Source organism: Chlorogloeopsis sp. ULAP02, assembly GCF_038404745.2.
In the GTDB taxonomy this organism is placed as follows: Bacteria; Cyanobacteriota; Cyanobacteriia; order Cyanobacteriales; family Nostocaceae; genus Chlorogloeopsis.
In genome coordinates this window covers 38,151-64,167 of the sequence record NZ_JAYKTT020000084.1, presented here as the reverse complement: position 1 = coordinate 64,167, position 26,017 = coordinate 38,151, and the positions used below count along the sequence as shown (strand labels likewise).

The window sequence follows — 26,017 nt, the reverse complement described above, 5'->3', positions numbered from 1 at the left end:
ATTATCCAGCACAAGACTTTAATATCCAGCCTATGATAACGCCCAATCCACCGAAGCGGACGGCTTGCCAAAAAGGATCTTTCAATCCGTGCCAAGAAAACAGCTGGCTTTCTAAGCACACTTCTAGCACTTCCAATTGCTGTTGAATTTGCCGTAACTCGGCTCTCATTTCTGGCGTCAGATTTTTAGTTTGATTGAGCTGCTCAAACTGTTGTTGCAATTGTTTTTGTTGACGACTATCGCGTTTTACCTGTCGATAACGCTGTTTTAATGCCCCAAGCGATCGCCCTACTTCCAACAGTTCTTGTTCAAAATCTAGTTCTGGATTTTTCTCTTCTGATGGTTCTCTTGATTTTGGAGGCTGCTTCATTAAAGTAGTACAGTAAAGATAAATGCGACTTTGCTAAAAGTGTATGTCTCAATTTACACAGCAGCCTCAAAACAGTCAACTGAATGATCACACTACCTTGGAGCTTGCCCAAGCGTTGATGGAGAAACTGAGCATTTCCCCTAATGATTGGCACCGCCTCAAGTCTAATCGTAAAGCTCGCGCTAGCGAACAACTAGCGGCAGCTCTTGTCTTCCTTCTCAAGGATCAACAACAAGAAGCTCTGGCAAGATTAGAAGTGGCAACGGGATGGTTAGATCGCTCTATTACTGCACCACCCTGCCCAACTCACGGAGACAAAAAAATGGTTAGTGGCTAGTCGTTCACTACTAACTACTATAAAGGCGGGTTTAGAAGATAAATTATCAGTTTAAACGGCAAGATTATCAGCAAAACCCGCCTCTACAATCTCTAACCACTATCCTAATTTCGCAACAGCGGTATCCTGAGTCGATTCTGATCTAATAATTTGCAAAGTCTTAACTCTGTACCCCTTTTGTTCCACTCTACTTGGTCAAAAATCTGATGTAAAATTGATAAACCACGACCACTCTCTGCCTCATCTGATGGCAAAAATCGTGATGGGTCTGTATCGCAATTGCATAGCGGAGTGAAACCCTTGCCTTGATCCGAGATCACCCACCAATACTGATTATCTATTAACGAAAAACGTACTACAACCTTTTTACTTGGATCAAGGTTATTGCCATGTTTGGCTGCGTTAACTAAGGCTTCCTGGAGTCCTAGCCGCAATTCAGCTTGCATTTTGACTGGAATTTCTGCCAAGAGTAAATCTAGTATTGGACAAAGATATAGCGTTGAGGCAAAGCTAATTGTACCCCAATTACGTCCGAGTGGACGAAGTGAAATGGTAATCACAAGAGAAACCCCGCAGCTTCAGAGTTAGCTAGACATCAGTTTGGTGTCACAGGCACCCTGATTAAATTTTGAGGTGGTCATGTTGCCTTCAAACTTAAGTCTTTAAAACTAAATTTTGAAAATGCCAGGGAGCATAAGCTCTCTTTTTGACACTGGGTTGTTCTCATATAAAACGGCCTAAATAAATCTGCTATTGCAGTCAGCAAATCAAAAAATGCTTTGTATCCATGAACAAAAGAGTGTTAACTTACTCTTTTAACTACCGACTTATATTTTAGACAACCTAATTGTATGTCTTAGAGTAGCTCATACTACTTCTATTTATTATGAACAGAAGGATTATATTCTTACCTTAACTCTAGTTTAGCATTGTTGCTATGCACTAGACTACAAATTTAAATTTTGAGTTTTTGTAAAGGTATCAGTACCTTTATCTATTGTGATAACACAAGAAATGCTGCCGCTTCCACATGAGCTGTTTGAGGAAAGAAATCAGCTGGCTGGACAAGTTTAATGGTATAGACTCCATGTTCACAAAGTAATTTGAGGTCACGGGCAAGGGTTGTGGCTTTGCAACTGACATAAACAATTCGTTGGGGTTGATTGGACAACAAAGTTTCTATCACTTGGCGATCGCATCCTTTACGTGGTGGATCTAGCAAAACAATATCCGGTTTTACTTCCAATTGCGGCAGTATTTTTTCTACTGCGCCCGTAAGAAAAGATACATTATTTATTTGATTAGATTGTGCATTTAAAATCGCCTGTTCCACTGCCTCTGGTTGTATTTCTAAACCGATCGCCTGATGTACTTGTTTTGCCAAAGGCAAAGTTAATGTGCCAATGCCACAGTAGGCATCCAGTAACACTTCATTTCCTTGCAGATTCAACTGTGATTGAATGACCTGTAACAATGCCTCCGCAGTCTCTGTATAGACTTGAAAAAATGTGTCTGGTCGTACTTGAAATTCTAGCCCAGCAAATTTTTCTCGCAGGTAAGGGATTCCAGCAACACACCGAGTTTCAGATCCAAAGATGGAATTTGTGCGTTGAGAGTTCCGGTTTAAACAAACTCCCACTAAATCCGGATAACGCCTAAGCCACTCTTGTGCTTGATCTTTAATCCCTGGTAAATCCCAATCTTTCACCACTAAAGTTAGCAGAATTTCTCCAGTGCGGCGACCGATACGTAATCCAATATGGCGTACTACCCCCGTGTGACGATGTTCATCATAAATTTGCCAACCCCGCTTTTGAATATCTTGTTTGACTTGAGTCAACAAAGGATTTAATCGCGTATCTTGGACAGGGCATTGATTTAAATTAATTAATTGATGACTACCTTTTTGGTAGTAACCAGCTTGAACATTTCCAGTTGCTGATAAACCAATAGGATAGGTAGCTTTATTACGGTAACCCAAAGCACTTAAAGGAGCTAAAACCGGATTTACTGGTGGTTGTGCAAAACCGCCAATACGTTCTAATGCTTGAATAACTTGATTGCGTTTAGCTACTAGCTGATATTCATAATCTATATGCTGCCACTGGCATCCACCGCACTTATCGGCCACAATACAACTTGAGCGAATGCGGTGAGGAGAAGATTTTAACAATTGTTTAAGCTTACCGTGGGCAAATTTGGCTTTGACGTGTACTAGGCGGACAATAGCGCGATCGCCAGGCACAGTATCCGGCACGAATACTACTCGCTCGTGCGATCGTCCTACACCATCGCCTGTATCACTTAAATCAGTAATGTTAACTTCTATTAATTCGCCTTGTTTCCAAAGTGTGTCTTTCATTGGTTATTAGTTAGTGGTTAGTAGTTAGTAGTTTAGTGGTTGGTTTATTACTCCCCTGTTACTCCTGTGCTTGTCCACTTGTCTTTCCTTCCCCACTCCCTCAATCCCCCCATCCTCTTCCCTTGTGTCCACAAGACTCGTTAAACTAGCAAATAATAAATCTCGTGATTTAAATAATCATGACTGTAGTAAGCCAAGTTATTCTCAAAGCCGACGACGAACTGCGTTATCCCAGCAGTGGTGAACTCAAAAGTATTAAAGACTTTTTGCAAACAGGCGAACAGCGGGTACGTATTGCCAACACCCTGGCTGAAAACGAAAAAAAAATAGTGCAGGAAGCTACTAAACAGCTTTGGCAGAAGCGCCCCGACTTTATTGCGCCAGGAGGCAATGCATACGGTGAGCGCCAGCGTGCTCTATGTATCCGCGATTTTGGCTGGTACCTGCGCCTAATTACCTATGGCGTGCTTGCTGGTGATAAAGAACCAATTGAAAAAATTGGTTTGGTAGGTGTTCGGGAAATGTACAATTCTTTGGGCGTTCCCGTACCTGGAATGGTTGAAGCCATTAACTGTTTGAAGAAAGCCTCCCTGGATCTACTCAATGCTGAAGACGCCATCGAAGCAGCTCCTTACTTTGATTACATCATCCAAGCAATGTCTTAATCCAAAGTAAGTTCTGACGCTATCTTTGCGTGGACTTCTGCGACTCTAAAATTCAGTGCAAAGTACTAGCACCTGAAATTTATCATATTTCTTAATACCATCATATCTCCCCACACTTGTAGTGGCTCTGGCAAAATTTTTGTCAAGTTACTAACCAGATGTGGGGAAATTTTGTGGTTTCTAGAAGCAGTTACATATTTCTTGGTCTTAGAGAAACAACTGTTAAAATCCCCTCATACACTAGTTGTTAGGGTAAAGCAACGGGCATTTGCGCTTGGTATGCAAACTCAGCAAATCAGGCTTTGCTTGATGTATGAAAATAATTTTGCATGCAGCCAAAACCCTCAGATAGAGGTAATCTATCGCATCTGGGCATCCAAAATTCACACCGCAAATCAACAACGCCGCAGATTATGTAGACAACAAAAATGCCAACAGCATTCTCAAGAAGGCTATCGGCAATCAGTGTGTTCCCTATTATTGACTCGGCTAGAGTTCAGTTATCCGTTATTATCTCTATTTGCCGATTATTGGGATAGGATCTCAATCATATATAATTGTGATTTTTATCACAACATCATTTTAAGCGTATTTTACACGTCTGCTATTCAGACTTGATATCTACAGCCAAATAGCTTGTCGATCCCAAAAACTTTCTTGATTGAGTGAGTAGCAGACATTGCAAAATATTTTTATGACTAAACAGGCTTTGATTGATAGCATAGAAGAGGCTTGGGATCGCAAAGACGCAGCACTCATCTGCCGATTGTTTTGAAAAATGCTGCAATCGCGTTTATACTATTGGTAAAAGTAATTTTTTATTAGAAACATTTTTATTTCAGTCCTAAATACCCTAAATACACTGGTAGTAAACCTAATCATAACTAATAGTTGCAATCGCGATAACTTCACTCACAACTGTAAATGCAAACATCATCAATAGATTTGCCAAATTGAGATTTCAGCAAGTGTAAATTTGCCAAATCAAGAAGAAAGTAGAGTTTTTCGCATTTATACTTACATATATTTATCAGCTATACTTAGTTGACTAAATATACAAAATAACTATTTCTCTAGTAATCGTGAAAATACCTAAATGTATGACTTTATTTTATAAAAATGCAAAAATGCACACAGAATTACTGCTGAATTAGATAGTTAAACCAAGATTTAAGTACTTTACGGTAATGGTTCAGAAATCGATACAATAGACCTTTGTCCCCTTGGTGCATTACTGAAATATGACCACCACCTCCGAAGTTCCCTTTTCTCCCGAAGAAATCGCATCTGAAGGTATTAAACCTGAAGAATATCAAGAAATTGTGCGGCGGTTAGGACGTCATCCAAACAAAGCTGAATTGGGGATGTTTGGAGTAATGTGGTCAGAACATTGCTGTTACAAAAATTCTCGACCTTTACTAAAACAATTTCCTACTACAGGCGATCGCATTCTTGTTGGCCCTGGTGAAAATGCTGGTGTTGTAGACTTAGGTAACGGATTGCGGCTCGCGTTTAAAATAGAATCTCACAATCACCCTTCTGCTGTAGAACCTTTCCAAGGAGCTGCGACAGGCGTGGGAGGCATTCTTCGCGATATCTTCACAATGGGGGCGCGTCCCATTGCCATTTTAAATTCCCTGCGCTTCGGTTCTCTAGAAGATGCAAAAACCCAAAGGCTTTTTAACGGTGTGGTAGCAGGTATAAGCCACTATGGTAACTGTGTTGGTGTGCCTACCGTTGGCGGTGAAGTATACTTTGACCGTGCTTATTCCGGCAATCCTTTGGTGAATGTTATGGCATTAGGATTGATGGAAACGCCGGAAATCGTTAAATCTGGGGCTGCTGGGATTGGAAATCCTGTGCTGTATGTCGGTTCCACCACTGGGCGCGATGGCATGGGAGGCGCAAGCTTTGCCAGTGCCGAACTCAGTTATGCATCATTAGACGATCGCCCGGCAGTACAAGTAGGCGATCCCTTTTTAGAAAAGTCACTAATTGAAGCTTGCTTGGAAGCTTTTAAAACAGGTGTAGTTGTTGCTGCGCAGGATATGGGTGCAGCTGGCATTACCTGTTCTACCTCAGAAATGGCAGCCAAAGGTGGCGTGGGAATTGAATTCGATTTAGATAAAGTTCCTGTCAGAGAATTGGGGATGGTTCCCTATGAATACTTGCTTTCTGAGTCTCAAGAAAGAATGCTGTTTGTTGCCCAAAAGGGGCGCGAACAAGAATTAATTGATATATTTCACCGTTGGGGACTACACGCGGTTGTTGCTGGTACTATAATTGCCGAACCAGTAGTGCGGATTCTATTTCGGGGTAAAGTTGCAGCAGAAATCCCTGCTACAGCTTTGGCAGAAAATACCCCTTTGTATGAGCGAGAAGTTTTGGCAGAACCACCGGAGTATGTGCGTAAAGCTTGGGAATGGACACCTGATTCCCTCCCTGCCTGTACAATGACTGGGATTAATATTCAGGGACGCCAGCACAATTGGAATGATATCCTACTAACTTTGCTAGATACTCCTACGATCGCCTCTAAGCGTTGGGTTTATCGCCAGTACGACCATCAAGTACAGAACAACACCATAATGTTACCTGGCGGTGGTGATGCTGCTGTGATTAGGTTGCGTCCCCTGGAAGAAGAGAGTGGGAGAGGGGGAGAGAGGGAAAAGGGGAGAGGAGAAACCTTAATCCAAAATCCAAAATCCAAAATCCAAAATTTCAACTCAGGTGTAGCAGCAACTGTAGACTGCAATCCTCGCTACGTTTATCTTGACCCTTATGAGGGGGCAAAAGCAGTAGTAGCAGAAGCAGCACGCAATCTTAGTTGTGTCGGTGCGGAACCATTGGCAGTCACTGATAACCTTAATTTTGGTAGCCCAGAGAAACCAATTGGTTACTGGCAATTAGCTGAAGCTTGTCGCGGATTGGCGGAAGGTTGTCGAGAAATGGCAACCCCAGTTACAGGTGGTAATGTTTCTCTATATAACGAAACCCTTGATTCTCAGGGGCTACCCCAACCTATTTATCCAACTCCTGTTGTCGGAATGGTGGGCTTGATACCCGATTTAAGCAAAATTTGTGGTCAAGCTTGGCAAGCTGAGGGCGATGTAATTTATTTATTGGGTGGATTATCTTCTTATTCCACTTTAGGTGGTTCAGAATATTTAGCGACCATCCACAATACTATTGCTGGACAACCACCACGGGTAGATTTTGATTTGGAACGGCGAGTGCAAAAAGTTTGTCGTGAGGGAATTCGTCAAGGGTGGATACGTTCAGCTCATGATTGTGCTGAGGGTGGTTTGATTACTGCTATTGCTGAAAGTTGTATAACTGGCAAACTTGGTGCAGTAGTGAACTTGGATTTAGCTGAAAATAATTCCCGACGACTAGATGAAGTGTTGTTCGGCGAAGGTGGTGCGCGAATAGTAGTTTCCGTAACGCCAAAACAACAAGATATTTGGGAATCTTACTTACAAGAAAATCTCTGCCAAGAATGGCAAAAGTTGGGTAAAGTTGGGAATTCCGAAATGGGTTTACGGGTTTTAACCTCTGATAAGCAAACTTTAATAAACGTTAGGATTGAGGTGATGAGCGATCGCTACTTCAATGCGATTGAAAAACGTTTAGCCATGTCTAGTGCTACTCCTTAACTCTATTACTTACAGAGTTGAAACTAAAAAGTAGAAAGTAAGGGTTTTAACTAATAACTCATCATTTGTACTGGCTACCGCAAGCGTAATTAAGGTACTGTTTTAATGGATGGTTAATTTTTTATTAATCATCACACAACTATCCCTTTACATAATCCTAGTGACTTGACACCCCCGACCAGGAGCAAAGCGAGCATGATTCCCAAGCATAGCGTCACTTCGGATGACTACCCCCGACAGAATAACTTAATGAACGATTTAGAAACTCGAACAGACAAGCCAGAAGAAGCTTGTGGTGTATTTGGCATTTATGCACCAGGGGAAGACGTTGCCAAACTCACCTACTTTGGATTGTATGCTCTCCAACACCGGGGGCAAGAATCGGCTGGCATTGCCACATTTGAAGGTGAGCAAGTACACCTCCACAAAGATATGGGTTTGGTGTCCCAAGTCTTTAATGAAACGAATTTGAATGAGTTACCTGGCAGTATCGCTGTTGGTCACACTCGTTATTCAACCACAGGTTCTAGCCGCAAAGTTAATGCTCAACCAGCCGTAGTTGACACTCGTTTAGGAAAATTAGCTCTAGCACATAATGGGAATTTAGTCAATGTCGCACAATTACGGGAAGAGTTGCTGCAAAAAAACTGCAACTTAGTCACTACAACTGATTCCGAGATGATTGCTTTTGCGATCGCCGAAGAAGTCAACGCAGGTAGAGATTGGTTAGAAGGTTGCATTGAAGCTTTTGGTCGCTGTCAGGGAGCCTTTAGTTTAGTCATTGGCACGCCCACTGGTGTCATGGGTGTTCGCGATTCCAATGGTATTCGTCCCCTCGTCATAGGTACTTTGGAAAGCAATCCAGTGCGTTACGTCCTCGCTTCTGAAACCTGTGCTTTAGATATCATCGGTGCCGAATTTCTGCGAGATGTACAACCAGGTGAGTTAGTTTGGATTACAGAAGAGGGTTTAACTTCCTATCACTGGTACCAACAGCCACAACGCAAGCTGTGTATCTTTGAGATGATTTACTTTGCCCGCCCAGATAGCGTTATGCGGGGAGAAAGTTTATACAGCTACCGGATGCGATTGGGGCGGCACCTAGCAGAAGAATCACCCACAGAAGCCGATATTGTCATTGGTGTTCCTGATTCTGGTGTGCCAGCAGCTATTGGATTTTCTCAAGCTTCCGGTATCCCTTATGCAGAAGGACTGATCAAAAATCGCTACGTCGGGCGCACTTTTATTCAGCCTACCCAATCCATGCGGGAGTCGGGTATTCGCATGAAATTAAACCCGCTCAAAGACGTGTTATACGGCAAACGAGTTGTAATTGTAGATGACTCAATTGTTCGCGGGACAACTAGCCGAAAATTGGTTAAAACCTTGCGTGAAGCCGGCGCGGTAGAGGTACATATGCGAATTTCCTCACCGCCAGTAACTCATCCCTGCTTCTATGGCATTGATACTGATACCCAGGATCAACTGATCGCTGCCACTAAATCAGTAGAAGAAATCACCAAGCAACTAGAGGTAGACAGTCTTGCCTATTTAAGCTGGCAGGGAATGCTCGCAGCAACACGAGAAGATCCACAAAGCTTTTGCTCTGCTTGCTTCACAGGAGACTATCCTATTCCTGTGCCAGAACCAATGAAGCGCACCAAGCTGATGTTGGAAAAAGCGGTAGTGTAAGTTTAAGTTAGGGGCTAGGGGCTAGGAAGAGGAGGGGAGAGGGGGAGACAAGGGGCAAGAATGTGATTCACGATTCCCCGCGTCTCCATTTCCCCACGTCGCCCTGTCCTTTTCCCGATCCCCAACCTAACTTTTCTGTAAAAATTCAATTTTTGGCAATAAAGGATCGCAAACAACACCCACACCGATAAAACCCCAACGTTTCAGCAAATTTCCTATTTGCGAGCCGGAAATAGATTCTATTGCAAAGCGATTTGCTACTTCTGTGGCATGGGTATTAAGATAGCTCAAAGCATCAAAATGTTCGCGAAACAACAATAAATAACCCAGTTTTTCCGAATTTGGTCGAGCAGCAAGATAGCTACCGTCAGTTTTTGACCGTATGAGATAATAAACTTCTGAAAACATATTCAACAGTCAATAGTCCATAGTCAAAAGTCTAGACGTTTTCTGCTAATGTACAGATGCAATTAATCGCGTCTCTAACAAATAACTAATGACCAATGACTAATACTACTAACAAATAACTAATTGAGATTTTCCAAGCGGATGCGAGGATCGGCAATCTTTAGCAGTAAATCTGCTATTAAATTGCCCACTATCAGCAAGACTGCACCCATAATCAAACTTGCCATCAGTAAATATAAATCTTGAGCTTGTACTGCCTGTAGTGTTAACCTTCCTAAACCAGGCCAGTTGAAGAAAAATTCGGCAATGAATGCACCGCTTAGTAAACCTGCCAATTCAAAACCTAATAAAGTAATCAAGGGGTTGATGGCGTTGCGCAGAGCATGAACATAAATAACTCGATTTTCTGGCAGTCCCTTAGCACGGGCTGTTTGAATGTAATCTTGGCGCAGCACATCGAGTAGCTCACCACGAGTAATGCGCTGTAAACCAGCAAAACTGGTGATACTCAAAGCAATGGTAGGTAAAATCATATGCCAACCGATATCGAGAATTTTACCAAACCATGTCAGGTCACCATGATTGATACTAGTCATGCCACCGACAGGGAAGACTGGAGCAGTCATTTGGGCAAAGATTAACAGTAATAGGGCAGTGATGAAACTGGGAAATCCTTGTCCGGCATAGCTAACCACTTGTAAAACCCTATCGGTAAGACGATTTTGTTTGACGGCAGCAACAATGCCCAAAGGAATAGCGATCGCCCAAGTAATAATCAAAGATGCGATCGCCAATAACAAAGTCGCAGGTACCCGTTCCCAAATCAGTGAGGCTACGGAGCGCTGGTAAACAAAACTTGTGCCAAAATCTCCTTGAGTTACTACTCGCCAAAGCCAAAGAAAATACTGTTCCGGCCAAGATTTATCCAGTCCAAATTGTTGCTTGATTTCCTCAATGCGTTCTGGAGAAATTTTCGGGTTTTGCCGTAGCGTATCTACATAATCACCAGGAGCCAGTTGAATGATAAAAAATGACAACGCCGACGCCAATAACAAAGTCAACAAAGCTTGCAAGACTCGCTTAATCACATAAAGAAAAGTCTCGCTCGTCACTAGCCTTACCAGCCAATCCCGACTTGCCTCCAAGGAAATTCTCGTAGTAGTCATTTGTGATTTGTCCTTTGTCCTTTATCCATAGTCATTAGCCAAGGACTAATGACCAATGACTAGTGACTAATATTCAACCAGGGTGACAATCGGCACATCCGGCAGATTTTTACGCCCTTGTAGATCCCGTAGCTCGATGATAAACCCAAACCCCACCAGTTCGCAGCCAATTTTCTGTACTAGCTGTGCTGTTGCTGTTGCAGTCCCACCTGTAGCAATGAGATCGTCTACAATCAAAACTCGGCACTCTGGTTGCAAAGCATCTTGATGCACTTCCAAGCAATCTGTACCATACTCCAGTTCATACTCAATAGAATGCACTGCTGCTGGTAGCTTACCTGGTTTACGAACAGGGATAAAACCTGCTCCAATGTTATAAGCCAGAGGCGTGCCAAACATAAAGCCTCGTGACTCCATTCCCACTACGTAATCTGCCTTCAGTCCGGCATCGAGAATCTTTTGTGTGAATAAGTCAATAGTATGGCGCAAACCTTCTGGATTACGCAAAAGTGTAGTGATATCCCGAAATAAAATTCCGGGTTTAGGAAAATCTGGAATATCACGAATCAGAGACTTTAGATCCATAGATTAAAGATAGCTTTGATGAAGGTACAGCAGTACATCCTTGCTCCCATCTGCCGATAGGAATCTATCGGGTGGTTGCGGGCAGATACCTGACAAATCGTACACTATAATGTCATACGCATGGAATTAGCACTCTGTTGCTATCCATTGACGATTATCTGAATCTACACCAAGCTAAGGATGAAATGATAGTAACAACAATAAACAATAGAAAATAAAATTTATGCTTTGAAAACTTTAAGCTGTATATGCGGAAATATTTGAATAGAAAGAGTAACTAATGTATGTATCATAGTCGGGCAGTTATTACACTGCCACAAGTAAATATTTCCCGCTTAAGCTATCTATCTTAAATTAGTTTTACCGACTCTGTCGCAGCCGCACAAGGTATTTATAATGAATGTCTCCGCTAGTGTAACGCCTTTTAATAGTCAAACTCCCCAATCGCCGCCAATGATTTTAGATTCGTTACCTGATCCTGCTATTGAAGGACAGGGATGTCCCAGAAAAACGCGGGTGCAAATTGACCTGATTTTACTGGCAATTGAAGCTCTAGAACTTGGCGGTTCTGAGGCTATTCTGGCATTTGCCGAAGAATTGGATTTAAAAGGAATCATTAAAGATCGGGTGAATTTATGGCGAATGCGTAGCTCTAACCCTTTGAGACGAGCACATATCCGTCGTTCTTTAAGCATTATGGAGGCAAAAGCCTTAGTAGTAATTACTTGCTATTTAGCGCGGCGGTTAACAGTTGTGATTCGCCAGATGCTGATGATATATCAACAGTTAAATGAGAAACAGATTCCTCTCGAACAAAATTTGCGTTTATCTAATTACTTAGAGCGGTTTAGAGCGCATTTTAAAAGCCGAATGAACCCGCGACGTTCTGGTGTACTGGCTTTAAATTCAGATGAAAAATTAGATGAATTGGCTATAGATTTATTAGCTAAATTACTATTTTGTACCGGTACGGCTGGAATGCAGCGGTTCTGGATTAGCCTTTTTGACGGTGAAGTAGAATGAATATTCAACGTAAGTACAGCCTACCCAATTGCACGTTAGTTTTAGAAGGTCTCAGTGATGCTGCCCAAGCTGCACAATATCAAGAACTGCGCCCTGCACTTTCAATATTAGTGAATGCAGAATGCTACTTATCTGGTTATCGTCAGCCTTTATCTGGAGGACGGGAATTTTTTGAAAGTTTGACGAGGACAGTTAGTGCCTATGCTCAAGAATTTTTGAGTAATGTTAACCATCCACAAGCTCATAACTTTGAGTCAGAGTTGGTGCAATTGCAAAAAATAGATGTCAATTGCCATAGGCTAATTGTACACTCAGAAATTCCTGGTCAAGATTTAGAGGTTAGCTCCCATAACGGTAAACAGCCTATTCAAATGGATTTGAATACAGTGCAGTTATTTGATTTAGTAGAAGCTGTTGACCAATTTTTTGCTGACAGTCAAACTTTACCAGAGCTATCACTAGAATTACAACCAGTTCCGAAACGGTATGGCGGCAACACTCAAGCTTTGTTCAAACAAACACTGCCAGCTAGTGTGGGGGCAACTAGTTTAGCCGCAGCAGCGATCGCTTTCGGCATGATCCCACCTCCGCAAATGCGTCCACCACAACCAGAAACCCAGGAGCAATCTAGTTCAACTAGTCCTAACGCCAATACTTCTGAACCAGTTCCTAGCACTCCTTTACCGCTCACTAATCAACAAGTCGCTGCCAATTCAACATCAACTCCTACACCAATTTCTGCAACAGCTAAAAATCTTACACCTACTCCATCTCCTACTGTTCCAAATTTAGAAGCACTTTTAAACACAGTCCCAGAAATTACGGATGCATCCCAACTACGTGCATTAAATCGTCAAATTTATAACCAAATTAATCCGACTTGGAAAAATCGCAAAGCATTACAACAGAACGCAGTTTTTCGTGTAGGTGTGGCAGCTGATGGTGCGATTGTTGGTTATAAAGCTGTTGATTCCGAATCCAATCAGGTAGTTAATCAAACTCCCTTACCTGATTTGCTCTCCAATCCTGCAAATCGTACTTCTCTTACAAAAGAAGCGATCGCTCAATTTAAAGTAGTCTTTACTAACGAAGGTATACTTCAAATTAGTCCTTGGCGTGGATACACTAAAACGCCCGATGTTACCGGGCAAAAAATTACTAACTCTAATAAAATCAAAGAATTAAATCAAAAGCTTTATAGTGTTGTTCGCCAAAATTGGCAAGGCACTCCTAGCTATACACGCGACTTGAAATATCGCGTCGCAGTTAACAAAGATGGCATTATTGCCGATTATGAACCACTAAACCAAGTTGCATTTGACTATTTTCGAGAAACACCTTTGCCGCGAATGTTCCATAGTATTTATGGCTCAACTGTTGCAGCACCTAACACCAAAGAACCCCTGGCTCACTTTGAAGTAGTTTTCCAGCCAACTGGCAAACTGCAAGTTAATCCTTGGCGGGGTTATAAGTAAGGGGACAGGGAATAGGAAGAGGACAAGGAGAAGGGGAGACAAGGAGCAAGAACGTCAAATACGATTCTCTGTGTACCCGTGTAACCTTATCCTCTTTTTCCCGATGCCCGATACCCAATCCCAATCACCTGTTACCTGTAACCTATCACCTGTAACCTAATTTTCTAGCGAACTACTCTACGCATATAATTTCCCCACAACTGAGCTGCTTGAGCGCTACTACCAGTTGTGGGAGAGTTGTTATCGTTACCCAGCCAAACACCTGTCGCTATGCGGCGGCTGGGAATATAACCAATAAACCATAAGTCAACGTTTTTATCAGTTGTACCTGTTTTCCCAGATACAGCAAAATCGCCGATAGCAGCACGAGTACCAGTACCGTTTGTAACTACCCCACGTAGCAAACTAGTCATAGTGTCGGCGATCTCAGTTTTCAGTACCCGTCTATTCGCATCGGCATCTTGATCAAATGAGTAGATAACGCGGCAAGTTTTTAGATCATTGCGATCCTTGCAATCACTACTGTCTAGAATGCGGCTAATTGCATGAGGACGATTCCAGACACCGCGATTACTAATTGCACCAAAAGCACCAGTCATTTCCAAAACATTGACCACACTTTGTCCCAATACTAATCCTGGTACTGGATCTAATTGTGATTTAACTCCTAACCTTTGTGCCATACTCACGACTTTATTTAACCCTACCTGCCTTGCGATTCTTAAGGCAATGGGATTTTCTGATTGGGCAAGCCCTGTGGCAACATCTAAACTAACATCAGCACCTGCTCGACAGGGTTTGTAGGTAAAACCTTGCCAAGTTAAAGGACTACATGAATAACTTGTACTTGGTGAAATCCCCTGTTCTATAGCGGCGGTATAAGCAAAAACTTTAAATGTGGAACCCGGTTGCCTTTGAGCTTGGAAAGCGCGGTTGAATTGACTTTTGGCGTAGTCGGTACCCCCTGCCATTGCTAAGACGGCACCAGTGCTGGAATCAAGGGTAACGATCGCCCCTTGAGAAAAGTTAAAACTTCTGCCAGCGTCATTAACATGATTGCGCAACGCTGTTTCTGCCTGTGACTGAATTGCGGGATCTAGCTGAGTTTCAATAATAAAATTGCCTTCACCCGCTATGTCTTTTCCCAAGATGGATTCGAGTTCTTGAAAGACGTAGCTGTAAAAATATGGAGCAATCGTTTTGGCTTGAGTTTCGCAAACCTTGGGGCTAATCTCCACAGGCGATCGCCTAGCTCGGTTATACTCATCTTGTTTGATTTTGCCTGCGTTCAGCATTCGCCGCAGCACTCGATTGCGGTATTCTACAACCCGTCTTCTACTTTCGTTATCCCCACAAAAATTGAAGCTATTAGGCCCTGGTAAAATTCCTACTAATGTTGCTGACTCTGCCAAAGTTAACTCTTTTGCTGACTTATCAAAGTAATATCTAGCAGCATCCTCAAAGCCGGAAGTATCCGCTCCTAGAAACACCCGATTTAAGTAAGTCAACAATATGTAATCTTTGCTGTAAAAAGTTTCCAATTTAAAAGAAACAATTGCTTCTCTTAATTTGCGCCCCAAAGAATCCTGTCTGCCCACATATTCGCGGAACAAGCTACGGGCAACTTGCTGAGTAACTGTACTAGCTCCTTGCTGAACATCCCCACTTTTGGTATTTATAAATATGGCTCGTAAAATTCCATAGGGATCGACTCCAAAGTGCCAGTAATAGCGACTGTCCTCTGAAGCAACTACAGCCGAGGGTAAATAAGGGCCAAAGTCCTCCAACCGCTTCATGTCTATATGGGCAGTTGTCCGAGGTTCGCGTAGCGGTGTTTCTCCATCACGGGCATATACAATAACTGGAGCGCGAGTGGCGATTGGTAATGGTCTAACAGAGAATTTTAACCATTCTACGCCAATGATTAATGCCATTAAGGCACTGACACCACCAACACCATAAGCTCCCCAAGTTGCCGCTTTGACATACACTGGAGGCGGATCGACATATTGCAGACGTACTGAAGCCGCAAGCTCTGGTGGCCCTAACGTTAGGATATCGCCATGACGCAACTCTAAGGAAGTAACTCGGCGCTTGCCACGATAAATACCATTCGTTGAGTTTTCATCTTTAATGACGAAAACTGGTTTTCTTTGAGTAGAATCCCGCGATAGTGACAAGTGGATTTGACTGACAACTGGGTTGCGCACAACAATATCGCAGGATTTGGAACTGCGACCAAGTACATAGCGATCGCCCAATAGCGGATATACTTCCGCTTTGTCCGTCCCCGCGTCCTGCACCCAAAGTTCTGGTACTCTGGCATTAGGCTTAAGCGCCAGTTTAGAAAAATCTACCCTAGCTTGAATTGTTTGTACGGCTTGTGTTATCTGACCAAGCAGTGTTTGTGGCTTGTGGGGAGGTGGGGGAGAACTCATCGGCTAAACGAACCACGCTTAAAGAGTGGAAAATCGGGGCAAAACGCAATCTCTATGTTTGTACTTCACCATTGTACCCATAGAGCCGCATAGACGTTGGCTGTACGGTTTCGTTCCCAATTCTCGATGACATCAAGATAATATATAGTAATATGACTCGTTTTGTTAATTTTGTAACTTCTGTTTGCAGTCCAATATTTCATTCCTGCTATTCTAATATCTGTAGTTATATACCGTATTTACTTGTTAAACAGTAATAATTGCTTTTTCTGTATTATTCTTCTATAACTATAAACAAATCAACGAATGATTTAATTTTTACAACAACAACACCCACTACACCCTACAAGAAAAAAATACATCTTCTTTTAGGAAGATTTTCTTGATCCCATTGTTTGATTTAATGGGGCGAGTACTTCTTTGTATTTAGGTGTTGAGGTTAAGTTATATGAAGGGGAAATTTATAACCCTGATTGGTACAGGTATGGTTTTGGCATTAACTAGCAGCCTAGTTCTTGCTCAAAGCTCCCAATCAAGAACTCCACAGCCAGGAGATCCAAGAAATCCAACTCCAAAAGAAGTTCAAGAGCTAGAAGCGGGTGAGTCTGCCGCAGAAATCAAGCTTTCTCCAGAGGCACAGGAAATATTGTGTAAGCGTTTCCCACTTAATTCACGGTGTGGCGGCAGCGCTCAAGGAACCACAACAACTCCTGAAGCAACTCCAACAACAACTCCTGAGGCATCTCCTGAGGCTTCACCTTCTCCAGAGGGTACAATAGCTCCTGAAGCATCACCGGCTCCAGAGGGTACCACCGAGACTCCAGGAAGCACTACTACTCCTGACAATACAACTGAACCAGCACCTGGCAGCACAATTGAACCAGCACCTGGCAGCACAATTGAACCAGCACCTGGCAGCACAATTGAACCAGCACCTGGCAGCACAATTGAACCAGCACCTGGCAGCAGCCCAAGCAACATCACTCCCGCTCCTCAAACAGTACCAGCCCCGGACGCAACTCAAAGTCCTGACTCCGGCAACACAATTAAAATCACTCCCGCTCCTGGCAGCACAACTGAACCAGGAAGCACAACTACCCCCGGCAGCATGGGTGATCCAACCAATACTTCTCCCTCCAGTGTTCCTGGCGGTGTAGAAACAGTTCCTAATACTGGCAACTAACCAAATTATGGCTTTAGGCTAGTTAAGATACAATCTAAGACTAGTTAACAGCATTTTGTTGATGAGTTGAAAAAATCACAGGAAGATTTTTAGCCAAAAAACAGGAGACAGATGTGAGCTGGCTCCTGTTTTTTTATATTAGGCGATCAGCATTTTACCGTGATCTGCGATTTGAAGTTGGTGTTTTTTTAAAGGTAGCAATTAGCAAACAAGCAATACCAACGTTAATAAACACATCTGCAAGATTAAATACAGGAAAGTTAATCAGTCGAAAATCAAGAAAATCAATAACATAGCCTAACACAAAGCGATCTATTCCATTACCCATCGCACCACCTAAAATAAATCCATAGCCCAACTGATCCCAACGATGTAAAATTGGGCCAAACCAGGCTAAAGCTATCAATGCTAAACTTACTGCCAAAGACAACCAGCGCAACCATTCTACTTTTCCTGAGAGTAAACTAAAAGCTGCACCAGTATTGGTAACATAGGTGAGATGAAAGATTCCAGGTAACAGTGGCAATGTTTGCCCCAAATTAAAGGTTTGTGCAACCCAGTATTTTGTCAATTGATCTAATAAAAAAACTGTGAAGGCAGCGATCCAGAAGAGGGAATTTTTTAAATGCATAGCTAGTTAGTCAAAAGGGGGACACTTGCACAAGAAGGGTTCCCGCAGGTTACAAAGTGTCCGTTCAATAGTCAATAGTCAATGGTTTATAGTCAATAGTCAATAACTCACGTTAATACAGATACTCTTAATTAAAAGCAAACACTGATATACAAGTAAAGGCGCGGCTAGTGAATAGCTAATAGAACATTATTTGCCTTAGTACATATGCTATGAGTGTAATGGCACAGATGACTACTATTTGTCCTGGAAGTGCAAACCAAGAATATTTAAGAATTGCTTGTGTTAGTGACAAAGTTTCTGTACCTTGCCACTGAAAAAAATAACTAAGAATTAAATAACCAATACCGCAGATATGAACAGTTAACAAGCCACAAATGCAACTAAAAGCCAAAGTTTCTAATCTTGGTCTGGCTTTAAAGGCAAAAAAGCCACAAATCCAAGCTCCAGGAATAAAACCTAATAAATAACCAAACTGAGATAATCTAACATACCCTATACCACCACCGTCAGCAAATACAGGTAACAAAGTTAAGCCCATAACTAAATAAGCAATTTGTGAAAGCGCACCAGCGTTTTTGCCTCCTAAACAACCAACCAGGAGTACTCCGCCAATTTGAAAGGTGACGCCTAGAGAAAAAGTATGAATTCCGTGCTTACTCCAACTTAAAGGTAAGGTGGTAATATGGGCTTCTAAGAAGGTACCACCCATCGTTAGCAGTAAGCCAATCATAGACCATAGTAGTTGATTGGATGCGGCTAACATTTAAAAATACTCGTGCCAACAATTCTCATGTAACAGTAGAAAATTAAAATAAAATATTGTATTTTTACCTTTTACTGAAAAAAATCGCCATATTTTAAAGTTACTCTGAATTATACAAATTTCAGCATAGATGTAAAGCAATTAACAGTTAACAGTCTGCTTGGGATTTTGCCATAATTACTACCTACCCACTCAAAGTTGTTAAGAACTGAATCGATGTTCTAAATTATCGGCTGGTCTCAAATAATAGCTTGTATGTAGCAAATAATTGCCTTATTATCGTAATTGTACTTATAAAACTCCTTGTTTTTTGTCGTGGATAAATGTAGATAGATACTATTTATACTCATTAATTGAGATATAAGATATTTGATAAGTGACTATTTAAGCTAGGTGATCGCTTTTGCTTCTGGTGCTTTGTTCTAGATTCATCTGAATCATGCTTTTTAGTAAAATTTGCTGAATATTAATGCAAAAACATCATTTAATAATATACAAATTTACTAAATTATTAGAAGACTTTATTACTTCTTCTTTTTCAATTTCAAATAACTTAATCAATATTTAATATTTTTTGAAATAACTTGATTTGAATTTTATAAATACAAATGTACTGATCAAGTATTTAGCGATCAATTTAAATAAATTACATGTGCCAAGTTTTAACTAGCAAACGAAAGTAAACTTTCTAAAAATTACAGGATAAAAATGTGATTGTTTGACCGGGCTTAACCTTAGCTTAACCAAGCGAATATATACTTTGTAGAGGCATTAGTTGTAAAAAACACTAAAATCACATCCATGCTTTTCCGTACACCTGTAATTAATCAGTCTCTTTTATCAAAAACAGTTTCAGTATTAGTTTTAGCGATGAGCTTGGCAGCTTGTGGTGGTGAAAACAATACTGCGACTAACGATGCAGCCCCTAATACTGCTACTGATGCTACTGCCTCTAGCCCAGGAAAACTGGATCTTGGTGGAACTGTACGATTAACTGGAGCTGGTGCCTCTTTCCCAGCGCCACTGTATCAAACTTGGTTTCAGAATTTGAACAAGAAATATCCTAATCTCCAAGTCAGCTATCAGTCAGTTGGTAGTGGTGCTGGAGTTGAGCAATTTACCAAAGGTACTGTGGACTTTGGTGCTAGCGATGTGGCAATGAAGGACGACGAAATTCAAAAAGTGCCACAGGATAAAGGTGTATTACTGTTACCAATGACTGCTGGTACGATTGTACTGGCATATAACCTGCCTGGTGTTGAGCAGTTACAGCTACCAAGAGCAGTGTATACCGATATATTGCTGGGTAAAATTAAGACTTGGAATGATCCAAAAATTGCTGCTGCTAACCCTGGAGTTAACCTCCCTAACCAACCAATTACAGTTGTGTATCGTTCAGATGGTAGTGGAACCACTGGTGTCTTTACCAAACATATGAGTACCATTAGTCCAGAATGGAAAAGCAAAGTTGGTGAAGGCAAAACAGTCAGTTGGCCTGTGGGAGTTGGTGCAAAGGGTAACGAAGGTGTTACAGCTCAAGTTCAACAAACTCAAGGTACAATTGGCTACATAGAGTACGGTTACGCCAAGCAAAACAATCTCAAATTTGCAGCTTTGGAAAATAAGGCTGGTAAATTTGTGACACCTAACGATGAATCAGCATCTAAAACCTTAGAAGCGATTACTTTGCCGACAAACCTGCGTGCCTTTGAACCAGATCCACAAGGTGATGCATCCTATCCCATCATTAGCTACAGCTGGATTTTGGCTTATCAGAAATACCCCGATGCAGCAAAAGCCAAAGCAGTTGAAGCGATGATTGAGTATGGCTTAACTGAAGGACAGAAAGTAGCTCCAGAACTAGGTTACGTTGCTTTACCTCAAAATGTAATTGAAAAAGTGGCAGCAGCAGCTGATGCGATTAGCCCGGATTACAAAATTGCAGTTGGTTCAAGCAATAGTCCTAGCGCCAGCAAATAGGATTATGTCTTTTGCGATTTGCTGTAATTAACCAACTTACTCCAATTACTAATGTGGTTATGTGGTTCGCTCCCACTTTTTTAACCGTTGATGGATAAAAGTCATTCATGAATACATCAGCCAATAATTATCAGCCAACAGTAAAACCACGTTCAGAATTTGAAAAGTCGTTGGATCGTGGCTTTATTTGGCTGACGCGAATATTTGCACTGGCGATCGCAGGCATTTTATTATGGATAGCAATTCAAGTTGGCGCAGATGCAATGCCGGCAATCCAAAAATTTGGTGCCAACTTTTTAACTCAAAGTGTTTGGAATCCAGTCAATAACAGTTACGGTGTATTACCAGCAATATATGGAACATTAGTAAGTTCCTTTCTCGGTCTATTAATAGCAGTGCCAATTGGTGTTGGAACAGCAGTGCTATTGAGCGAAAATCTATTACCAGTAACAGTACGGACAGTACTAGTATTCTTAGTTGAACTGCTAGCAGCAATTCCGAGTGTAGTTTACGGCATCTGGGGAATATTTGTCTTAGTACCGATTATCACAGCCATAGGCAGATGGCTGAATACTTACCTCGGTTGGCTACCAATATTTAGCACCCCTCCTACAGGCCCAGGAATGTTACCAGCAGGGGTGATATTAGCAATTATGACATTGCCGATTATCACGGCAATTTCGCGTGATGCTTTAATTTCGGTGCCTCGGAACTTACGCGAAGCAGCAGTTGGACTGGGAGCGACGCGTTGGGAAGCAATTTTGAAAGTGATTATTCCCGCAGCTTTCTCTGGCATAGTCAGTGCAGTCATGCTTGCCTTAGGTAGAGCAATGGGAGAAACAATGGCTGTAACAATGTTGATTGGAAATGCCAACACAATCAGCCCCTCACTATTTGCACCAGCCAATACAATTTCTTCTCTTCTAGCAAATCAATTTGCAGAAGCAAGCGGCTTGCAAGTGGCTGCTCTGATGTATGCGGCATTAATTTTGTTTGTTTTGACATTACTAGTCAATATTCTCGCAGAGTTCATCGTTCTGCGAATGAAGCGGCTGTAGACATTTGTTGTTTGCGTGTTTTAAAGTATGTCTTCTTTTGTTCCCAATCAGCCCGATCCCAAATTGATCCGCAGCAGTCTGACTCGCACTTCGATGTCAGGACGAACGCTGTTTAGCACGGTGATGACAGTTTTAGCATTTTTGTGCGGGGCATTGGCACTTTTGCCTTTACTAGCAGTACTTTCTTACGTCATCATTCAAGGCTTGGGCAGTTTTCGGTTGAGTCTATTTACTGAATTGCCACCACCACCATTGGTACAAGGGGGTGGATTTGGTAATGCGATCGTAGGTACGTTAATCATGGTAGGCATCGGCGCTCTGATTAGCATTCCTTTTGGTGTGTTAGCAGCGATTTATCTGACTGAGTTTAGCTCCGGGAAGATATCTCGTTGGGTACGCTTTGCCACAAACATTCTCAGTGGGGTACCCTCGATTATTGCGGGTGTATTTGCCTATGCAATTGTGGTGACAACACTAGGTACATTTTCTGCGATCGCCGGAGGAGCAGCGCTAGCAGTGCTAATGTTACCGATTATTGTGCGAACAACAGATGAAGCTTTGCAATTAGTATCACAAGACTTGCGTCAAGCAGCATTTGGAATTGGAGCAACAAACTTTCAGACTGTGATGCTAGTAGTACTGCCGGCAGCATTACCAGCAATTGTGACTGGGGCAACATTATCAATTGCTAGAGCAGCAGGAGAAACCGCACCTCTACTATTCACAGCTTTATTCTCTCAATACTGGCCGAGTGGTTTATTGGAACCGACTGCTTCCCTTGCAGTTTTAGTTTTCAACTTTGCCATTGCTCCATTTAGAAACTGGCAGTCATTGGCTTGGGCGGCATCTTTGATTTTGGTGCTAATGGTTCTAATTACCAGTATTATTGCTCGTTGGGCAACTAGTCGCAAAGCTTACTAATTTTTTGATTGACAAGTTTAGCACAGTCAGATTTCAAACCTCAGGATTTATTTATGGCTACTAACGTTAGTACTGCAAATCAACTGGAAACAGTTTTACGTACAGAAGCGCTGAACATTTACTACGGTAAATTTTTGGCAGTGCGTGACGTTTGGATGAATGTTCCCAGAAATCGAGTGACTGCTTTCATTGGCCCTAGTGGATGTGGTAAAAGCACACTACTGCGTTGTTATAATCGCTTGAACGACTTAATTGAATCGTTTCGGGCAGAGGGTAAAGTCTTTTACTATGGCGAAAATTTGTATGCTCCTCAAATCGATCCGGTAGAGGTGCGGCGTAAAATTGGGATGGTGTTTCAAAGACCGAACCCGTTTCCGAAATCTATATATGAGAATATTGCTTTTGGGCCGAGAATTAACGGTTACAAGGGTGATATGGATGAATTGGTGGAGCGATCGCTCAAGCAAGCTGCTTTATGGGATGAGGTTAAAGATAAACTCAAACAAAGTGGTTTGTCTTTATCTGGCGGACAACAACAGCGCTTGTGTATTGCCCGTGCGATCGCTGTTCAACCAGATGTAATTTTAATGGATGAACCTTGTTCAGCTCTCGACCCAATTTCGACATTGCAAGTTGAAGAATTGATTCACGAACTCAAGCAGCGATTCACTGTGGTGATTGTAACTCATAATATGCAACAAGCATCACGGGTGTCAGATATGACAGCATTTTTCAACGTTCAGACTTCAGAAAAAGGTAGCCGAACTGGTTACTTAGTTGAATTTGACCGTACAGAAGCTATTTTCCAAAATCCTCAACAGGAAGCAACTAAAGAATACGTTAGCGGTAAATTCGGTTAAAATAAGTAACTTTCATTACAGCAATTAATGGTACACATTGTGTGAAGCTGGTTCTTTGGCTGTTAGTCAGAACTAGCTTTTTGGATTTAATAATCATGGCTACCTGATTTGCGATGCCCAACTGCTGTCATGCCTGTAGGTTCCAATACTTCTCCTTTATCTACAGTTGCATAAATTAACCAGCGATCGCCACATTCCATCAGATTTTGAACAGTGCATTCTAAATAGGCAAGAGCATCACTGAGAATTAAGCAACCGTTGTTAGCAGTTTGAGTTGCAAGCTGACTAAAAGGGTTTTCTTGGAGTGTATTGCGAGAAGAAAAGTGGCGTCTCAAATTGCGTCCTTCTTTGAGGATGTTAAGAACAAAGCAATCGCCTGGATGAATGAGAGCATCAGCATTTTGTTCTTGGGCAATGGCAATCATTAAACCAGGGGGAGTGAAAGTAGCTTGGGAAACCCAAGATGTTAAGATTCCACTGTGGTTGTTATCCTGCTGAGTAGTCAGAACACACAGAGAACCAACAATTCGCCCAACCGCTTGTTCTGTGCGATCAATATGGGCTTCTGTTAACGCTTGCCGAGGAGCACGAAGTTTTTTATTCTTTTTCAAAACTTGGGCAAATTCTGCTCCTGCATCTTGACACTGCTGTAAGGTAAATTCAGTAGGACTAAAGCGAACGCGGATACTTTCAAACCCCAAACGGTAATTAGCATCCAGCAACTTACTTTCAATTAGATCAACAGCCTCGCCACTCCAACCATAGGAACCAAAAACTCCCGCTAGCTTAGTTTTTGCAACTGTAGATAAAATAATTCCTAAGGCAGTTTGGATTTGAGTAGGTGCATGTCCACCTAAAGTAGGGGAACCGATAATAAAACCATCGCAAGTCTCAATCGCACGAGTAATTTCAGCGGGTTCTGCTAGTTCGCAGTTGATAGATTCGACAGCAATTCCACTTTGAATTAAACCTTGAGCGATCGCAACTGCTAAAGTCGCTGTATTGCCGTAAGCAGAGGCAAAAAGCAAGGCTACTCGCAATTGTTGGGTTTTTTGTTCTTGGCACCACTTACGGTAATCGTAAGTAAAGCGACTGAGACTGTAACGGATGATCGGGCCGTGTCCAGGGGCGTAGAATTTAGTTTTTAAGGGTGCTAATTTCTCTAGAGCTACTTCAACTTGTTTTGCTTGGGTGGCATGGAGACAGTCAAAATAGTAGCGTCGATCCTCATCGAGTTCTTTCCAGTTTTCATCAAACAGAACATCATTACAGACATGCACCCCGAAGAACTTATCAGTGTAGAGAATACAGCTAGCAGGATCATAAGTACATAATCCATCTGCCCAACGAGGAGTTGGTACAGTCACAAATTGCAGTTGATGTCCTCCTCCCAAGTCGAGAGTGTCTTCAGAACGTACAATTTGAATTTTCGATTCCCAATCGGGAAAAGTCACTTTTAAGGCATTAGCACCGGGTTTAGAACAGATAATTGTGGCTTGGGGTGCTTGTTCAAGGAGAACTTTGAGAGTTGCCATTCTGTTGGGATTGACGTGATTGAGAAGAATGTAATCTAACCGCGTCAAATCCAAATGTTTTTGTAATTCTTGTAAGAAAATCTGGGTAAAAGATTCGCCAGGAGGATCAATGAGAACGGTGCGAGCGGCTTGAATGAGATAAGAATTGGCTGTTGTTCCTTTCTGACGAGCGTATTCAACTTCAAACTTGAGGCGTTCCCAAGTACGCGATCGCAAAACTAATGTATTAGTACTAATTTCAGCAACTTGAACGTCACGAGGGTGGGTTGTTGTAGGCATTACAGTTTGGAGAGACATAAGAGTTTTTTGGTAATTAGGGGCTAAAGGCTAATAATGAATGGCAATCAATAATCAGAATGAGCATTCACTTCAGACATTTCTTGGGAAAAACGCTTTTTGTAACGCTTTGAGACTTGTTGTTCAGGATCGATACCTTCAAAGGTTGGAGGTAGCCAAACTCTAAGAACCATTAACACGCCTAAAACCATTAAAAAAGCACAGGCAGCTAAAACTTGCACAAAAGTCGTTTCGAGCACACCACGTACAATCATTTCTCGCAACACAGAAACTATTGAAACCTCAACAGCAACTCCAATCGAGACTCGTTGCTCTTGCAGGTAGATGATTAGCAAGCGAAATAACTCTACCAAAATCAGCAATGACAGGATATCTGCCATCACAGTATGGAATTGAATTGGGGGGATGAGAGAGAGGAACATGGTTTGAATTTGTAGCACCATGAAGCTAAATAACCCGATGCACAGCGAAATTACAATCAAATCTTGAATCAATTCCAGTGTTTGCACAATTCGTCCCAGATTTAACCAGCTTTCCCGCTTCACGGGTTTAACTGGCACGTCTTTGAGTAATAGCATGATTAAAAACTCCAATGATGTGAATGAAGAG

General features: G+C 42.0%; 22 protein-coding genes. 11 read left to right on the top strand and 11 right to left on the bottom strand.

Annotated features, from left to right (window positions below; genetic code table 11):
* Window position 1: 1 nt before the first annotated feature.
* The gene (locus U2718_RS30995; protein WP_341993876.1) at window positions 2–370 is read right to left on the bottom strand and encodes a hypothetical protein; all 369 of its coding nucleotides are present in this window, start codon (window positions 368–370) and stop codon (window positions 2–4) included.
* Between the two features lie 43 nt (window positions 371–413).
* Between U2718_RS30995 and U2718_RS30990 the strand changes: the two genes are divergently transcribed.
* The gene (locus tag U2718_RS30990) at window positions 414–707 is read left to right on the top strand and encodes a DUF6439 family protein (RefSeq protein WP_341993877.1); all 294 of its coding nucleotides are present in this window, start codon (window positions 414–416) and stop codon (window positions 705–707) included.
* A gap of 104 nt (window positions 708–811) precedes the next feature.
* Here U2718_RS30990 and U2718_RS30985 read toward each other — a convergent pair whose 3' ends face one another.
* A complete protein-coding gene (locus U2718_RS30985) occupies window positions 812–1,267 on the bottom strand; it encodes an anti-sigma regulatory factor (RefSeq protein ID WP_341993878.1) in 456 nt (151 codons plus the stop codon).
* Between the two features lie 434 nt (window positions 1,268–1,701).
* Window positions 1,702–3,069: a 23S rRNA (uracil(1939)-C(5))-methyltransferase RlmD gene (rlmD, locus tag U2718_RS30980; RefSeq protein WP_341993879.1), complete on the bottom strand. Its 1,368-nt coding sequence runs from the start codon at window positions 3,067–3,069 to the stop codon at window positions 1,702–1,704.
* A 179-nt stretch (window positions 3,070–3,248) separates the two neighbouring features.
* Here rlmD and U2718_RS30975 point away from each other — a divergent pair, with 179 nt between their 5' ends.
* From U2718_RS30975 to purF, 3 genes are all read left to right on the top strand, one after another.
* The gene (locus tag U2718_RS30975; RefSeq protein ID WP_341993880.1) at window positions 3,249–3,734 is read left to right on the top strand and encodes an allophycocyanin subunit alpha-B; all 486 of its coding nucleotides are present in this window, start codon (window positions 3,249–3,251) and stop codon (window positions 3,732–3,734) included.
* A gap of 1,241 nt (window positions 3,735–4,975) precedes the next feature.
* Entirely contained in the window at window positions 4,976–7,390 is a 2,415-nt protein-coding gene (gene purL, locus U2718_RS30970) for a phosphoribosylformylglycinamidine synthase subunit PurL (RefSeq protein ID WP_341993881.1), read from the top strand.
* A 195-nt stretch (window positions 7,391–7,585) separates the two neighbouring features.
* Window positions 7,586–9,082, top strand: coding sequence for an amidophosphoribosyltransferase (gene purF / locus U2718_RS30965; RefSeq protein ID WP_341993882.1), 1,497 nt, complete (start codon window positions 7,586–7,588; stop codon window positions 9,080–9,082).
* Window positions 9,083–9,208: 126 nt separating this feature from the next.
* Here purF and U2718_RS30960 read toward each other — a convergent pair whose 3' ends face one another.
* The 3 genes from U2718_RS30960 to U2718_RS30950 form a co-directional block, all read right to left on the bottom strand.
* Complete coding sequence (locus tag U2718_RS30960; RefSeq protein WP_341993934.1) at window positions 9,209–9,490, bottom strand: hypothetical protein; 282 nt, start codon at window positions 9,488–9,490, stop codon at window positions 9,209–9,211.
* 119 nt (window positions 9,491–9,609) lie between these two features.
* Window positions 9,610–10,656 (bottom strand): ABC transporter permease, encoded by a 1,047-nt coding sequence (locus tag U2718_RS30955; RefSeq protein WP_341993883.1) that lies wholly within the window; start codon window positions 10,654–10,656, stop codon window positions 9,610–9,612.
* A gap of 66 nt (window positions 10,657–10,722) precedes the next feature.
* Window positions 10,723–11,241: an adenine phosphoribosyltransferase gene (locus U2718_RS30950; RefSeq protein WP_341993884.1), complete on the bottom strand. Its 519-nt coding sequence runs from the start codon at window positions 11,239–11,241 to the stop codon at window positions 10,723–10,725.
* 396 nt (window positions 11,242–11,637) lie between these two features.
* On the opposite strand from U2718_RS30950, the gene U2718_RS30945 reads away from it, so the two are divergent.
* Both U2718_RS30945 and U2718_RS30940 read left to right on the top strand, forming a co-directional pair.
* Window positions 11,638–12,264, top strand: coding sequence for a DUF3038 domain-containing protein (locus U2718_RS30945; RefSeq protein WP_341993885.1), 627 nt, complete (start codon window positions 11,638–11,640; stop codon window positions 12,262–12,264).
* Window positions 12,261–13,739: a DUF4335 domain-containing protein gene (locus U2718_RS30940; protein ID WP_341993886.1), complete on the top strand. Its 1,479-nt coding sequence runs from the start codon at window positions 12,261–12,263 to the stop codon at window positions 13,737–13,739. Before U2718_RS30945 ends, U2718_RS30940 begins: the two co-directional genes overlap by 4 nt.
* Window positions 13,740–13,903: 164 nt before the next feature.
* Here U2718_RS30940 and U2718_RS30935 read toward each other — a convergent pair whose 3' ends face one another.
* Entirely contained in the window at window positions 13,904–16,177 is a 2,274-nt protein-coding gene (locus U2718_RS30935; protein WP_341993887.1) for a transglycosylase domain-containing protein, read from the bottom strand.
* A 448-nt stretch (window positions 16,178–16,625) separates the two neighbouring features.
* Here U2718_RS30935 and U2718_RS30930 point away from each other — a divergent pair, with 448 nt between their 5' ends.
* Window positions 16,626–17,360 carry a hypothetical protein gene (locus U2718_RS30930; RefSeq protein WP_341993888.1) on the top strand — a complete coding sequence of 245 codons (735 nt, stop codon included), beginning with the start codon at window positions 16,626–16,628 and terminating at the stop codon, window positions 17,358–17,360.
* A 154-nt stretch (window positions 17,361–17,514) separates the two neighbouring features.
* On the opposite strand, the gene lspA is transcribed toward U2718_RS30930, so the two are convergent.
* Together lspA and U2718_RS30920 are read right to left on the bottom strand one after the other, a co-directional pair.
* Window positions 17,515–17,991 carry a signal peptidase II gene (gene lspA, locus U2718_RS30925; protein ID WP_341993889.1) on the bottom strand — a complete coding sequence of 159 codons (477 nt, stop codon included), beginning with the start codon at window positions 17,989–17,991 and terminating at the stop codon, window positions 17,515–17,517.
* 178 nt (window positions 17,992–18,169) lie between these two features.
* A complete protein-coding gene (locus U2718_RS30920) occupies window positions 18,170–18,757 on the bottom strand; it encodes a biotin transporter BioY (RefSeq protein WP_341993890.1) in 588 nt (195 codons plus the stop codon).
* An 801-nt stretch (window positions 18,758–19,558) separates the two neighbouring features.
* Here U2718_RS30920 and pstS point away from each other — a divergent pair.
* The 4 genes from pstS (at window position 19,559) to pstB (ending at window position 23,576) form a co-directional block, all read left to right on the top strand.
* On the top strand, window positions 19,559–20,737 hold the full coding sequence (gene pstS / locus U2718_RS30915) for a phosphate ABC transporter substrate-binding protein PstS (protein ID WP_341993891.1): 1,179 nt from the start codon (window positions 19,559–19,561) through the stop codon (window positions 20,735–20,737).
* Window positions 20,738–20,844: 107 nt separating this feature from the next.
* The gene (pstC, locus tag U2718_RS30910; RefSeq protein WP_341993892.1) at window positions 20,845–21,795 is read left to right on the top strand and encodes a phosphate ABC transporter permease subunit PstC; all 951 of its coding nucleotides are present in this window, start codon (window positions 20,845–20,847) and stop codon (window positions 21,793–21,795) included.
* Between the two features lie 27 nt (window positions 21,796–21,822).
* Window positions 21,823–22,716, top strand: a complete 894-nt coding sequence (pstA, locus tag U2718_RS30905) for a phosphate ABC transporter permease PstA (protein WP_289792544.1) — start codon at window positions 21,823–21,825, stop codon at window positions 22,714–22,716.
* A 53-nt stretch (window positions 22,717–22,769) separates the two neighbouring features.
* A complete protein-coding gene (gene pstB / locus U2718_RS30900; RefSeq protein ID WP_341993893.1) occupies window positions 22,770–23,576 on the top strand; it encodes a phosphate ABC transporter ATP-binding protein PstB in 807 nt (268 codons plus the stop codon).
* Between the two features lie 86 nt (window positions 23,577–23,662).
* Here pstB and U2718_RS30895 read toward each other — a convergent pair whose 3' ends face one another.
* Complete coding sequence (locus U2718_RS30895) at window positions 23,663–25,408, bottom strand: diflavin flavoprotein (protein ID WP_341993894.1); 1,746 nt, start codon at window positions 25,406–25,408, stop codon at window positions 23,663–23,665.
* A gap of 47 nt (window positions 25,409–25,455) precedes the next feature.
* On the bottom strand, window positions 25,456–25,986 hold the full coding sequence (locus U2718_RS30890) for a phosphate-starvation-inducible PsiE family protein (protein ID WP_341993895.1): 531 nt from the start codon (window positions 25,984–25,986) through the stop codon (window positions 25,456–25,458).
* Between the last annotated feature and the right edge of the window lie 31 nt (window positions 25,987–26,017).